Below are 12,570 nucleotides of genomic sequence, written 5' to 3'. Positions count from 1 at the left end.
TTGCCCCAGACTCGCGGCGCTGGCACCGGCCCGGTCCGTGCGGATACCGTATCGCCCCATGCCGACCTCATCCTCGGGCACCGGAGCACGGCCCCGGTCGCGAGCCGCAGCGGGACTGCCGGCGATCACGGCCGAACGGGTCGTCAGCGCGGCCACTCAGCTGACCTCCGACGTCGGTCTCGACAACTGGACGCTGCGGCAGCTCGCCCGCGCCGTCGACGCCTACCCGGCGGTGATCTACCACCACGTCGGCGACCGGGACGCGGTGGTGAACGCCGTGGTCGACCGGGTCGTCGGGCTGCTGGAGCTGCCGGACCCGGACCTGCCGTGGCAGGTGTGGTTCACCGAGCTGCTCGCCGGGCTGCGCTCGGTGCTGCGGACCTACCCGGGCTGCGCGCGGCGCCTCGCGCTGTTCGGGCCGTCGGTCGACGCGGCCACCCTCAGCATCGACGCCGGGGTCGGGGTGCTGCTGACCGCCGGTTTCGGCAGCGAGAGCGCGCTCGCCTACAACCTGATGGTGATGACGGCCTGCCAGTTCGTCGCCATGGAGGACGACCGCGAGGGCGCGCTGGCGCTGCGGATCGAGAACACCGAGGCGTACGCGACCTATCGCGAGCGCTCCGACCTGCCCGGGATGGCCGAGCTGGGCTCGGCGATGCACGACCTGATGGGCGATCCCGACCTGGCGGCGAACTATTACGCGCAGCTCTACGACTACGCCGTCCAGCGGTGCCTCGACGGGCTCGCCCACCGCCTCGAAGAGCTGCGTGACCAGGGCTCCACCGGGTTGACAGCGACTTGACAGTGCTCCGGCGTACCGTGAGCGTGCGTCGGTGGTTCGTCCATCGACCCGAAGCTCCCGGCGCCCTCCTCCCCCTCGTGGCGCCGGGGGCTTCGGTCTGTTCGAGGCACTAGGCCAGGTCGCCCTGCCGCGGCGCCGGCGGCGCCTGCTGGATGGCCGGGAAGATCTCGCCGACCAGCGTGACCAGCGACTTCGACAGCAGCAGGTGCACCTGCTCCCGGGTCAGCGAACCGCGCACCAGCCACTCCCGCCCGGCCGACTTCACCATCCCGCCGAACGCGCGCACGAGCGCGTTCAGCTCGCGGCCGTGCTCGCTCTCGCTGGACAGGCCGACGGCTTCGAGCACGCGATCGGCCGACTCCCGGTCGGCCTCTTCGAGGATGCGCTCCACTTCGAGGTCCCGGCCGATGCCTTCGGGCGCGATCGCGGCCAGCCACATCCGCTCCTGGCTGGTGACCATGTCGAGGAACCAGTCGATCGCGACGTCGGCCCGCAGTTCGAGCGGGCCCTCGGGCAGGATCTCGATGGCCAGCCGCGGCACGGTCAGTGCGCGGCGGATGATTTCCAGGTACAGCTCGCGTTTGGTGCCGAAGTAGTGGTTGATGAGCCCGCGCGCCACGCCCGCCGCGGCCGCGATGTCCGAAGTGGACACTTCCGAGTAGGGGCGGTCACCGAACAGCCGCGCCGCGCAAGCGAAGATCTGTTCCTTCCGTTCGTCCGGTTCCAGTCTTCGCCATCGCGGCGCCGGCTCGGTGTTCATGCGGCCTATCGTCGCATGACCCGTTGCGCCAGGCAGTTCAATCTCCCGCGATGGCAGACGGGGTACCACGATCGGGGCACGGCTCAGTCCGGCAACGCGATGGGCGCGATGTCGGCGAATCCGTCACCCGGGCCGGGGTTCGCGGGATCCGTCTCGCCGCCCAGGTGGTGCAGCACGCCCCACACCGCGTTGAGCGCCGTCTGCACCGCGCCCTCGGCCCAGCCCGCCGTCCACGAGACGTCGTCGCCCGCGAGGAACAGGCCGCGGTAGCGCGCCGGCAGCGAGTCCTGCACGAAGTGTGTGAAGAGCCGGTGCTGGTAGCGGTAGTGGCCGGGCAGGTTGGCCTTGAACGCGCCCATGAAGTGCGGCTCGGCCTCCCACGACACCGTCACCGGGTCGCCGATGATGTGCCGCCGGACGTCGACGCCGGGGTAGATCTCGCGCAGCGACTGCAGCATCACCTCGACGCGCTCGCCGACGGTCAGCGGCAGCCACTTCAGCGAGTCGTCGGCCCACGTGTAGGACAGGCAGATCACGGCGGGCGCGGCCGGGTCGTCGCCGAGCAGGTAGGTGCCGCGCGGCATCCGGTCGGTGAGCGTCATGCTCATCGTGTCGCGCCCGGTCACCGGGTCCGGGTCCAGCCAGAACGGCCGGTCCACCGGCACGAACACCTTCGACGACTCCATGTAGTGCGTGCGCTCGATCGCCGTCCAGTGGTCGATCGGGAACAGTGCTTCGTCGCATTCGATCTTCGACAGCAGCATCCAGCTCTGCGCGGTGAACACCGCGGCGGGGAACGTCCGGATGCGGCCGCGGGCGTCGGTCACCGTGATGTTGTTCGGCGCGGTGCGGTGCAGCCGCGTGACGCCGGGGTTCGGCCGGCCGCCGTGCAGGGTGCTCAGGCTCGTCCCGGCCGGCCAGAACGCCATTTCGGCGGGCGTGTGCTCCCAGAGCCGCTGCGGCAGCTGCTGGCTGCCGCCGACGATGCTGCGGTGCTCGTCGTCGGCGCCGGTGTAGACCACGCGCAGGATTTCCAGGATGGAGTTCGGGAAGTCCGTGTCCCAGCCACCGGTACCGAAGCCGACCTGGCCGAAGATCTCGCGGTTGCGGAAGGACGCGAACGCGGGCGAGTCGCAGAGGAAGCCGTAGAACGTCTGGTTGTCCAGCTTCGGGACCAGCTCGTTCCACAGCCGTTTGATCGTCTTCGCGTCGCGGTCGCGGATCGCCGTCTGCATCTCGGCGAACGACGCGTGCTCGCCCAGCGTCCGGTCCCACGCGGCGGCGACCTCGGCGAACACCGCGGGCAGGTCGGCCGGCGTCCGCGCGTAGTGGCTCTCGCCCTTGAGGTCGACGACGGTGCTCGGCGTCTCCGGGGCCAGCGGGTTCGGGAACGGCGTCGTGGCCAGGCCGACCTTGTCGATGTAGTGGTAGAGCGCGGTCGACGCGGGCGGGAAGCGCATCGCGCCCATCTCCGCGACGACGTCGTCCGGGCAGCCCGGGAAGCGCACGCTGCGCAGCCGGCCGCCGATCTCGGCGATCTCGTAGACGACCGGGCGCAGGCCGAGCTTCATCAGCTCGTACGCCGTGACGACGCCGGAAAGGCCGCCGCCGATCACGGCGACCTCGGTGCCGTGCCGCTCGGGCGGCACCGAGCCGAGGCCCGCGGGGTGGGCGAGGTAGTCGTCGTAGGCGAACGGGAAGTCGGGGCCGAACATCGTGATCGGGCGGCCCGCCGGCTCGTCGTGGTGGATCGCGGTCGGGACAGCGGAGGTCATGCGGTGGTTCCTCGGTACAGTTCGGGCCGGCGGTCGGCCAGGTGGGTGTTCTCGAGCCGGGACGCGACGAGCGCGTCCCGGGTGACGTCGGCGTGGACGAGCGCGGGCCCGGCGCCGGCGCGGGCCAGCACTTCGCCGGTCGGCGCGACGACGCAGGACCGGCCGCAGTAGGTCAGCTCCCGCTCGGTGTCGCACCGGTTGGCGTAGGCGACGAACAGCTGGCTTTCGTAGGCCCGCGCGGGCACCAGCGTGTCGGCGACCAGCTCGTACGGGCTCATCAGCGCGGTCGGCACGACCAGCAGCTCGGTGCCGGCCAGCGCGTGCGCCCGCACCATTTCCGGGAACTCGACGTCGTAGCAGATCAGCAGCCCGACGCGGACGCCGTCGAGGTCGGCCTGCACGACGGCTTCGGTGCCGGGAGCGAACCAGTCCTTGTCGATCTCGCCGAACAAGTGCGTCTTGCGGTAGTTCGCCAGCCGCCGTCCGGTGTTGCCGATCAGCTGGACGCTGTTGTGGACGTGCTCGCCGGCGGACTCCGGGTAGCCGTAGGCCAGCGCGACGCCGGTTTCCCGGGCCAGCGCGGACATCCGGGCCGCGGTCGGCCCGTCGGCCGGCTCGGCGAGCTCGTGCGTGCGCGCGCCGATGTGGTAGCCGGTGGTGATCATCTCGGCCGCGACGACGAGGTCGGCGCCGGCCGCCGCGACGGCGCCGGGCAGCTCGGCGAACGGCCCCTGGTGGACGGCGACCCTCATGACAGCCGCGACTTCCGGATGCCGTAACCGAAGTAGATCACCAGGCCCAGCAGCATCCAGGCACCGAAGACGACCCAGGTGGCGCCGTCGAGGCTGAACATCATGTACCCGCAGCACAGCACGCCGAGCAGCGGCGTGACCGGCGAGAACGGCACGCGGAACGTGCGCGGGGTGTCCGGCTGACGCCGCCGCAGCAGCAGGACGGCGATGTTGACCAGGCCGAACGCGAAGAGCGTGCCGATGCTGGTGGCGTCGGCCAGCTTGCCCAGCGGGATGAACGCGGCGAGCACGGCCACGAAGCCGGAGACGACCAGCGTGTTGGTCCGCGGCGCGCCGGTCTTGGCGTCCACTGTGGACAGCGCCTTCGGGACGAGGCCGTCGCGGGACATCGCGAACAGGATGCGCGTCTGCCCGTAGAGGACGGTCAGCACGACGCTGGAGATTGCCACGATCGCGCCCACGGCCAGCAGTGCGGCCCACAGCTTGTTGTCCGACACCGCCGAGAGCACGTGCGAGAGCGCGGCTTCCTGGCCGTCGAACTGCTGCCACGGCAGCGCACCGACGGCGGCCACGGCGACCAGGCAGTACAGCACCGTGACGATGACGAGCGAGAGCAGGATCGCGCGCGGCAGGTCGCGCTGCGGGTTCTTCGCCTCCTCGCCGGCGGTCGACGCGGCGTCGAAACCGATGTAGGAGAAGAACAGCTTCGCGCCGCCGGCACTCATCCCGGCCAGCCCGAGCGGCAGGAACGGCGAGAAGTTCTTCGCCTGCACGGCGGTGAACGCGATCACGCAGAACAGCACCAGCGTCGCGATCTTGACGGCGACCATGATCGTGTTGGCCCGCGCGCTCTCCTTCGCCCCCGACAGCAGCAGCACCATCGCGAGCAGCACGACGACGATGGCCGGGACGTTGACGATCCCGCCCGAGCCGGGCGGCTGGCTCAGCGCGTCCGGGATGGCGAACCCGAAGACCAGCCGCAGCAGCTCGTTGAGGTACTGACCCCAGCCGACGGCGACCGACGCCACCGAGACGCCGTATTCGAGGATCAGGCACCAGCCGCAGACCCAGGCGACGAGCTCGCCGAGCGTGGCGTAGGCGTAGGAGTAGGACGAACCGGACAGCGGGATCATGCCGGCGAGCTCGGCGTAGGACAGGGCGGAGAACAGCGCGGTGATCCCGGCGAGCACGAACGACAGCACGACCGACGGCCCGGCCACCGGGACCGCTTCGCCGAGCACGACGAAGATCCCGCTGCCCAGCGTCGCGCCGATGCTCAGCGTGGTGAGCTGCCCGAGGCCGAGCGACCGCTTCAACGTGCCATGATCACTTTCGGCGATCAGGTCGGCGACCGGTTTCCGCCGCACCGTCGCGGCTCGCAGAGTCATGCCGACGACCGTATCCGCCGCCGCGGAAGCGCAAAACAGGAGAACATTGCGCGTAAAGATGAATCACAGGTGATTCATTGCACAACACGCGCGATCCGTGGCGAATCATTCCACCGGGATTCGGCGGTCACGGCGGGCTGGACGCGGGCAGGAGCAGGGTGAACGTCGGTGGGGCCGGCAGGCTCAGGCGCAGCCGGCCGCCCTCGGCTTCGGCGAGGCTGCGCGCCAGCCGCAGGCCGATGCCGTGGCCGCTCGGCGCGCTCGCGAACGGGTCGGTCTCGCCGAGGTCCGGGCCTTCGTCGGCGACGTCGATGGCCAGCGCGTCGCCGGCGTCGCGGGCCAGCACGGTGACCGTGCCGCGTCCGTGCGTCACGGCGTTGTCCAGCAGCACGCCGAGCACCTGCCGGACCGCGGCGGCGGCCGCGCGGGCCGGTGGCGGGTCGTCCCGGACGATCCGCAGCTTCCGCCCGTGCGGCGCGAGCAGCGCGTCCCCGGCCTGGCGGACCTCGTCGAGCAGGACGTCGAGCGCCAGCTCGGCCCGCGGCGCCCGCCGTTCCCGGCCCAGGGCGAGGAGGTCCTCGATGGTGCGTTCCAGCCGGTCGGCGGACGCGATCCCGGCGCGGATCGCCGCGTACGGGTCGCTCTCCGGCGTCTCCAGCGCGGCTTCGAGCTGCAGCCGCAACCCGGTCAACGGCGTCCGCAGCTGGTGGGACGCCTCCGCGGAGAACGCGCGCTCGCGCTCCAGCGTCTCGCCGATGCGGGTCGCGGTGGCGTCGAGCGCCTCGCCGACCTGGTCGATCTCCGCGATCCCGGCCCGCGGGGCGCGGGCGGTGAAGTCGCCGTCGCCGAGCCGCTCGGCCGCGGCGGCCAGCTCCTCCAGCGGCCGGACCAGCCGGGACGTGGCCCGCCGGGCCATCAGCCAGCTCGCCCCGATCGCCACCACCGCGAGCGCCGCCATGGCGAGCCAGGTCAGCCCGACCCGCAGGTAGAGGTCGGACACCGGCAGCGCGGCGCGGACGACGCCGATCGTGCGCGTCCCGTTGACCACCGGGACGGCCAGCACCACTTCGCCGTCCTGACGGCCGGTGACGACGTCCTCGGTGGCCTTCGCCGCCTGCCGTTCGATCGAGCCGCCGACGGCCGGCCCCTGCCCGGCGAGCAGCCGCCCGTCCGGCGCGTAGACGCCGACCGCGCCTTCGGCCTCGTCGCCCTCCAGCGGCGGGACGACCGGCGGCAGCCCGGCGTTCAGCTCGTGGGCGACGGCCAGCGCGGCGGCGTCGGCGGCGCGCTCCAGGTCCGACGTCGTGTCGTCGCGGTAGTACTGCATCACGGCCACGCCCAGCGGGAGCGCGAACAGGACGGTCGCCACCAGCGCGGCCAGCACCGTCAGGGAGATGATCCGGCGGCGCACGGCTACCGCTGCGCCCCGGTCCGCGCGGGGTCCTCCAGGCGGTAGCCGTGCCCGCGCAGGGTGGCGATCAGCGGGACGTCAGCCCCGGCGCCGGCGGCCGCGGCGAGCTTGCGGCGCACGGCGGCGATGTGCACGTCGAGCGTCTTCGTCGAGCCGTACCAGTGCGCGTCCCAGACCTCGGCCATCAGCGTCTCGCGGCTGACCGCGACGCCGGGCTGCTCGGCCAGCCGGGCCAGCAGGTCGAACTCCTTCGCGCGCAGCACCACCTCGTGCCCGTTGACGCTGGTGCGGCGCCCGGCGATGTCGACGGTGAGGCCGCCGACGGTCACCGGCGGCCGGGCCGTGGCGGGCGCGCCGCGGCGCAGGTGCGCCCGCACCCGGGCCAGCAGCTCGCCCAGCCGGATCGGCTTGGTGAGGTAGTCGTCGGCCCCGGCGTCCAGGCCGACGACGACGTCCATCTCCTCCTGCCGGGCGGTGAGGATGACCAGCACCGCCGCGGGCAGCGCGGCCCGCAGCCGGCGGCAGACCTCGACGCCGTCCAGGTCGGGCAGGCCGAGATCGAGCAGGACGAGGTCGAACTCACCGCCGTCGGCGGCCTGCAGCGCGGTGCGGCCGTCGCGTCGCCAGGACACCTGGTAACCGTGCAGTCGCAGAGTCGATTCGAGCACGCTGCCGATCGCGGCGTCGTCCTCCACCACCAGCAGGTTCGGCATGCCGGAAGCGTAACCGGACGGCCGCCGAACCACGTCAGGGCTGGTCGGGGCGGGTGCCGAAGCCGATCCGGGTGATCCGCCGCGCGGCCGCCGTCACCGACGCGCCGAACCCGGCGGCTCGCGGTCCGGTGAGCCGCGTGGTCGGCCCGGTGATCGCGAGCGCGGCGAGCACCCGCCCGTCGGCGTCGTGCACCGGCGCGGCGACGCTGGACGCCCCGGCCTCCGGTTCGCCGTGGCTGGTCTCGGCGCCGCCGGCCGCGCCCGCGTCGAGCACCAGGCCCGCCGCGCCGCACGTCAGCGGCAGCTCGTCACCCACGCGGCCCACGTGCCGGATGCCCTGCGGGCCCTCCTGCTGGGCGACGCAGACGAGCACCGTCGTGCTGCGGACGTAGAGCCCGGCCGTCTCGCCGCACTCCAGCGCCAGTTCGCGCAAGACCTGGCGGACCGGTTCGGGCAGCTGCCACGCGGTGTTCGCCAGCGTGGCCCAGCGCAGCAGGCCCGGCCCGACGGTGACCCGGCCGTCCGGGCGCGTCCAGAGCAGGCCGCGCTGCTCGCAGGTGGCGACCAGGCGCAGCACGGTCGTCTTGGCCAGGCCGCTCGCCGCGGTGAGGTCCTTGACGGCCCAGGTGCGGTGGCGCTCGGTGAACAGCGCGAGCAGGTCGAAGGTGCGCAGCACACTCCGGACCGCGCCGTCGTCGCTCTGCTGGTCCGTCACCGAGCGACCCCCCGTCCGCCTGATGGACTCGAGGCTACCGGCGGCCGGACGTGTCAGGCCACGAACCGCCCGAACGCCGCGATGGTCTCGGCGAGCACCTCCGCGCCCGGCCGGGCCCACAGGTCGCCGTTGAACACCTCGACCTCGATCGGGCCGGTGTAGCCCGCGGCCTCGACGCGGGCGCGCAGGTGCCGGTGGTCGATCGGGCCGTCGCCCGGCAGCGCGCGGCCCAGCAGCGGGTCGGGCAGCGGCACGAGGACGTCGCAGACGTGGAACCCGGCGATCCGCCCGGCGGCCGCGGCGATCGACTCCTCGATCCGCGGGTCCCACCAGACGTGGAACTCGTCGACGATCACCCCGACCTGCTCGGCCGGGTGCTCGAGCGCGATGGCCAGCGCCTGGTCCACTGTGGACAGGACGGACCGGTCGGCGCACTGCATCGGGTGCAGCGGCTCCAGGCCGAGGCGCACCCCGCGCGCCCCGGCGTAGGGCGCCAGCTCGCCGACGGCGTCCGCGACGCGCTGCCGGGACGCTGTGAGGTCGTTGCCTGCGACGCCGCCGACCACCAGCACGAGGACGTCGGCGCCCAGCGCGGCGGCTTCGTCGATCGCCTCCCGCGTCTGCGCCACACCGTCCACAGGGGACCCTTCGGGCGTCACGCCGGTGAAGAACCCGCCACGGCACAAGGAAGAGACGCGGACGCCGTGCTCCATCAGCAGGCGCGCGGCCTCGTCGACGCCGGTCTCGGCGACCTTGTCGCGCCACAGGCCGATCCAGCCGACGCCCGCTTGCGCGCATCCGGCGACGGCCTCGGGCAGCGACCAGGCCTTGGTGGTGATCTGGTTGAGGCTGAGCCGCTCGTCCATCACGCGACCCCGGCGGCCAGCAGCAGCGGCCGCATCCGGGCCACGGCCAGGTCGGGGTCGGCCAGCACGCCGGCGTCGTCGGCGAGGCGCAGCAGGGTGGCGAGGTGCGTGATGGTGCGCGCCGACTCCTGGCCGGCGATCATCCGGAAGTGGTCCTGGTGCCCGTTGAGGTAGGCGAGGAACACGACGCCGGTCTTGTAGTGCCGGGTCGGCGCGTGGAAGATCTCGCGGGCCAGCGGCACGGTCGGGTCGAGCAGCGCGGCGAACCCGGCGCGGTCGCCGTCGTCGAGCCGGGCGAGCGCGGCCCCGGCGACCGGCGCGATCGGGTCGAAGATCCCGAGCAGGGCCTCGCTGTGCCCGTGTTCGTCGCCCGCGATGAGCTCAGGGTAGTGGAAGTCGTCGCCGGTGTAGCACCGCACGCCGGCCGGCAGCGCCCGCCGGAACTCCGTCTCGACGGCGGCGTCGAGCACGGACACCTTCACCCCGGCGACGGTGCCGGCGTGCTCGGCGCAGAGCGCCCCCAGCTCCCGCGCCGCGGCGCGGACGTCGTCGTGGCCCCAGTAGCCGGCCAGGGCGGGGTCGAACTGCTCACCCAGCCAGTGCAGCAGCACGGGCCCGCCGGCCCCGGACAGCAGCTTGCCGTAGGCCGCGTGGTAGTCACCGGGCCCGGAAGCCGCCGCGGCAAGCGCCCGGCTGGCCATGACGACCGGCACCGCGCCGGCGCCGCCGACCAGGTCGAGCTGCTCCCGCCAGGCGTCCACAATGGACGCGACGGTGGCCGGCCCATCGGCCAGCTGATCGGTACCGACGCCGGCGACCCAAGGCCGCCCGTTCGCGGCCGCGCCGGTCCGGGTGACCAGTTCGCGGGTGGTCGCCCAATCCAGACCCATGCCGCGTTGCGCGGTGTCCATCGCATCGGCGACGCCGAGCCCGCTGGCCCAGAGGTGCTCGCGAAAGGTCAGCGTCGCGTCCCAGTCCACGGCATAGGGCTCATCGGCGAGCGCATCGGCGACAACGTGCGCGGCAGCGTAGGCGATTCGCGACGCCGGAGGTGCTGACGGCGGCTCGGGCGGTCGTGGCCCGGTCGGCGACCACGTCGTGAGCTCGCCGCCGGGGGTGGGGAGCACGAGCACAGGAACCTCCGGAGTCGTCAGAAAGCGCTTTCTCGCCGACTACGGTAGGGCCTGCACGGGAGCGCGACAAGGCCTGCCCGGTGAGCGCTCGGGGTGGGAGGAGATTCTCGTGGCGCGAGTTCGGCGGCTTGGCTGGCCTGTTCGTTCGGGGCCTGGGGGATGAGTAGTGCTTCTTGCGGCGCGACTTCGCTGGCTCGGCTGGCCGGTTCGGTCTGGGCTGAGGGATGAGCGGTGCTTCTTGCGGTGCGACTTCGCTGGCTCGGCTGGCCGGTTCGGTCTGGGCTGAGGGATGAGCGGTGCTTCTTGCGGTGCGACTTCGCTGGCTCGGCTGGCCGGTTCGGTCTGGGCTGAGGGATGAGCGGTGCTTCTCGCGGCGCGATTCGATGGCTCGGCCGGGCCGTCGGGTCAGCGCTTGGGGCGGGCGGTGCATTCCTGCAGCACGATTCGTGCGGCTCGGCCGGTCGGCGCTCGAGCGTGTGCTCTCGCGCGGGTGATTCGCCGGCTCGCCCGGCTTGGCCGGTCAGCGTTCGGGTGGGGTGGCGCTTTCTCCAAGCGCGATTTCGGCGACTCGGCCGCCGATTCGGTCGGCGTCTGGGCGCGCGATGTTTCGCGACGTGAATGCGCGAGCTCGGCCGCCCCGTTCGGCCTGCGCTGGGCGGCGATGGCTCTCGCGGCGTGAATTCGCCGGCCCATTCGGTCGGTGCGGGGGAGCGTGCGGTGCTCTCGTGCAGACACACAACCGGCCGACCATTCGGCCAGCGCTTGGGGCCTGCGATGCATTCGCCTGGCATGACTCCGGCGGCTCGACCGGGCCGCCGGGTCGGCGCTGGGGCGTGCGGTGTTCTCGCGCAGCCGACCCGGTTGGCCGTTCGGTCGATGTTTGGGGCGTGCGGTGCTCTCGCGTAGTGCGACTCGGTTGGCCGTTCGGTCGGCGTTTGGGGCGTGCGGCGCATTCGCCCGGCGCGATTCGGCGGCTTGGCGGGGCCGTTGGGTCAGCGCTTGGGGCGGGCGGTGCTTTCGCGCAGTACTACCTCGCCCGCCAGGCGGATTGTCCTCGGGCGGCTGGCGCTGCCGCCCTTGATGGCCAGGTCCATTGCTCGCTCGCCCAGTTCCTCCAGTGGGAGCCGGACGGTGGTGAGGGCTGGGGCCAGGTCGCGGACTACCGGGATGTCGTCGAAGCCCGCCAGGGAGATGTCGCCGGGGACGGACAAGCCCGCCTCGCGCAATGCCGTCATCGCGCCGATCGCCATCACGTCCGTGACGGCGAAGATGCAGGTGGGCAGCTTGCGCTTGCGGCCGGCCAGCAGCTGCTTGGTCGCCTCGTAACCGCCGTCGCGGGTGAACGCGCCCTCGACGACGTCGTCCTCGCGCAGGTCTATGCCGTGCGCGGCCAGGCCGTCGGTGAAGCCGGCCAGCCGGTCGATGACCGTGCTCAGGCGGCGCGGGCCGGCCAGTACGGCGAAGCGTTTGTGGCCGAGGCCGACCAGCGCGTTCGCCAGCTCGGCGGCGCCGCCCTTGTTGTCCGGTTGGACGGTGTCGATCTTGAGGCCGCGGTGGCGGCTGACCGCCGCTACCTGGCCGCCGCCCCGGCGGTAGGGCTCCAGCTCCGCGGCCATCGCGCGCTCCCACGCCCGGTCCTCGAACGCCGAGCCGATCAGCAGGATGGCCGCGGCCCGCTGTGCGCGCAGCGTCGAGACGTAGGCGACCTCGCGATCCGGGTCGCGGAACGTGCCGGCCAGCATCACCAGCAGCCCGTTGTCCGTGGCCACCCGCATCACCCCGCCCGCGATGGCGGCGAAGTACGGGTCGCTGACGTCGTGGCAGATCACCCCGACCGTCCGGTGCGTGCCCCCGGCGAGGGCCTGCGCGTGGGCGTTCGGGGCGTAGGCCAGCTCGGCCGCCGCGGCCGAGACCCGCTCCCGCAGGTCGGCGCGGACGGACGCGGTGCCGTTGAGCACCCGCGACGCCGTCGCGAGCGAGACGTTCGCGCTGCGTGCGACCTCTTCGAGCGTCACGTGCGGCCGGGCCTTCATGGATCCTCCAAGATCGGTCTCGGGCGTGCGGCCCGCATACCCTGCTCGTCGGCCGGGGCGGTGCCGGCGGCGTGCTGCCGGACCGGGGCGACGGGAACGCAATCTACTGGGGAGGAGTGCGGGAACCGAGAGGGTAAGCCCGCTCCGGTTCGCCCAGGTGGTCCGGGTGGTGGTCACAGCCTCGACGCCGGCCGGAATTTACCCCGATCGAGTGACGCGGCT

The 12,570-nt window shown here is 72.9% G+C and carries 11 protein-coding genes; 1 reads left to right on the top strand and 10 read right to left on the bottom strand.

All coding sequences use genetic code 11. The features are described 5' to 3' along the window. Window positions 1-58 precede the first annotated feature (58 nt). Complete coding sequence (locus tag OG439_RS26595) at window positions 59-802, top strand: TetR/AcrR family transcriptional regulator (RefSeq protein ID WP_326943544.1); 744 nt, start codon at window positions 59-61, stop codon at window positions 800-802. Window positions 803-911: 109 nt separating this feature from the next. On the opposite strand, the gene OG439_RS26590 is transcribed toward OG439_RS26595, so the two are convergent. The 10 genes from OG439_RS26590 to OG439_RS26545 all read right to left on the bottom strand — a co-directional run bounded on the left by OG439_RS26590 (window position 912) and on the right by OG439_RS26545 (window position 12,348). Beyond that, on the bottom strand, window positions 912-1,562 hold the full coding sequence (locus tag OG439_RS26590; protein ID WP_247055695.1) for a TetR/AcrR family transcriptional regulator: 651 nt from the start codon (window positions 1,560-1,562) through the stop codon (window positions 912-914). An 83-nt stretch (window positions 1,563-1,645) separates the two neighbouring features. Next, window positions 1,646-3,337, bottom strand: coding sequence for a flavin monoamine oxidase family protein (locus OG439_RS26585; RefSeq protein ID WP_326943543.1), 1,692 nt, complete (start codon window positions 3,335-3,337; stop codon window positions 1,646-1,648). Next, on the bottom strand, window positions 3,334-4,089 hold the full coding sequence (locus OG439_RS26580; RefSeq protein ID WP_326943542.1) for a carbon-nitrogen hydrolase family protein: 756 nt from the start codon (window positions 4,087-4,089) through the stop codon (window positions 3,334-3,336). The genes OG439_RS26585 and OG439_RS26580 overlap by 4 nt, the downstream gene beginning before the upstream one ends. Continuing rightward, window positions 4,086-5,477, bottom strand: coding sequence for an amino acid permease (locus OG439_RS26575; protein WP_326943541.1), 1,392 nt, complete (start codon window positions 5,475-5,477; stop codon window positions 4,086-4,088). Before OG439_RS26575 ends, OG439_RS26580 begins: the two co-directional genes overlap by 4 nt. A gap of 127 nt (window positions 5,478-5,604) precedes the next feature. Beyond that, complete coding sequence (locus OG439_RS26570; protein WP_326943540.1) at window positions 5,605-6,888, bottom strand: sensor histidine kinase; 1,284 nt, start codon at window positions 6,886-6,888, stop codon at window positions 5,605-5,607. A gap of 2 nt (window positions 6,889-6,890) precedes the next feature. After that, window positions 6,891-7,601 carry a response regulator transcription factor gene (locus OG439_RS26565; protein WP_326943539.1) on the bottom strand — a complete coding sequence of 237 codons (711 nt, stop codon included), beginning with the start codon at window positions 7,599-7,601 and terminating at the stop codon, window positions 6,891-6,893. Between the two features lie 34 nt (window positions 7,602-7,635). After that, window positions 7,636-8,316 (bottom strand): IclR family transcriptional regulator, encoded by a 681-nt coding sequence (locus OG439_RS26560; RefSeq protein ID WP_247055683.1) that lies wholly within the window; start codon window positions 8,314-8,316, stop codon window positions 7,636-7,638. A gap of 53 nt (window positions 8,317-8,369) precedes the next feature. Beyond that, entirely contained in the window at window positions 8,370-9,182 is an 813-nt protein-coding gene (locus OG439_RS26555) for a sugar phosphate isomerase/epimerase family protein (protein WP_326943538.1), read from the bottom strand. Continuing rightward, window positions 9,182-10,315 carry a DUF993 family protein gene (locus OG439_RS26550; RefSeq protein ID WP_326943537.1) on the bottom strand — a complete coding sequence of 378 codons (1,134 nt, stop codon included), beginning with the start codon at window positions 10,313-10,315 and terminating at the stop codon, window positions 9,182-9,184. Before OG439_RS26550 ends, OG439_RS26555 begins: the two co-directional genes overlap by 1 nt. A gap of 992 nt (window positions 10,316-11,307) precedes the next feature. Next, window positions 11,308-12,348, bottom strand: coding sequence for a LacI family DNA-binding transcriptional regulator (locus OG439_RS26545; RefSeq protein WP_326943536.1), 1,041 nt, complete (start codon window positions 12,346-12,348; stop codon window positions 11,308-11,310). Window positions 12,349-12,570 lie beyond the last annotated feature (222 nt).

The organism is Amycolatopsis sp. NBC_01307, from assembly GCF_035975215.1.
Taxonomy (GTDB): domain Bacteria; phylum Actinomycetota; class Actinomycetes; order Mycobacteriales; family Pseudonocardiaceae; genus Amycolatopsis.
The sequence above is the reverse complement of the archived record's forward strand: the minus strand, read 5'-3'. Positions and strand labels throughout refer to the sequence as shown.

What these genes read in the sequence shown, in the direction of transcription:
- OG439_RS26565 (WP_326943539.1), bottom strand. Translation starts at nt 7,601, where the DNA reads ATGCCGAACCTGCTGGTGGTGGAGGACGACGCCGCGATCGGCAGCGTG.
- OG439_RS26555 (WP_326943538.1), bottom strand. Translation starts at nt 9,182, where the DNA reads ATGGACGAGCGGCTCAGCCTCAACCAGATCACCACCAAGGCCTGGTCG.
- OG439_RS26585 (WP_326943543.1), bottom strand. Translation starts at nt 3,337, where the DNA reads ATGACCTCCGCTGTCCCGACCGCGATCCACCACGACGAGCCGGCGGGC.
- OG439_RS26545 (WP_326943536.1), bottom strand. Translation starts at nt 12,348, where the DNA reads ATGAAGGCCCGGCCGCACGTGACGCTCGAAGAGGTCGCACGCAGCGCG.
- OG439_RS26580 (WP_326943542.1), bottom strand. Translation starts at nt 4,089, where the DNA reads ATGAGGGTCGCCGTCCACCAGGGGCCGTTCGCCGAGCTGCCCGGCGCC.
- OG439_RS26575 (WP_326943541.1), bottom strand. Translation starts at nt 5,477, where the DNA reads ATGACTCTGCGAGCCGCGACGGTGCGGCGGAAACCGGTCGCCGACCTG.
- OG439_RS26590 (WP_247055695.1), bottom strand. Translation starts at nt 1,562, where the DNA reads ATGAACACCGAGCCGGCGCCGCGATGGCGAAGACTGGAACCGGACGAA.
- OG439_RS26595 (WP_326943544.1), top strand. Translation starts at nt 59, where the DNA reads ATGCCGACCTCATCCTCGGGCACCGGAGCACGGCCCCGGTCGCGAGCC.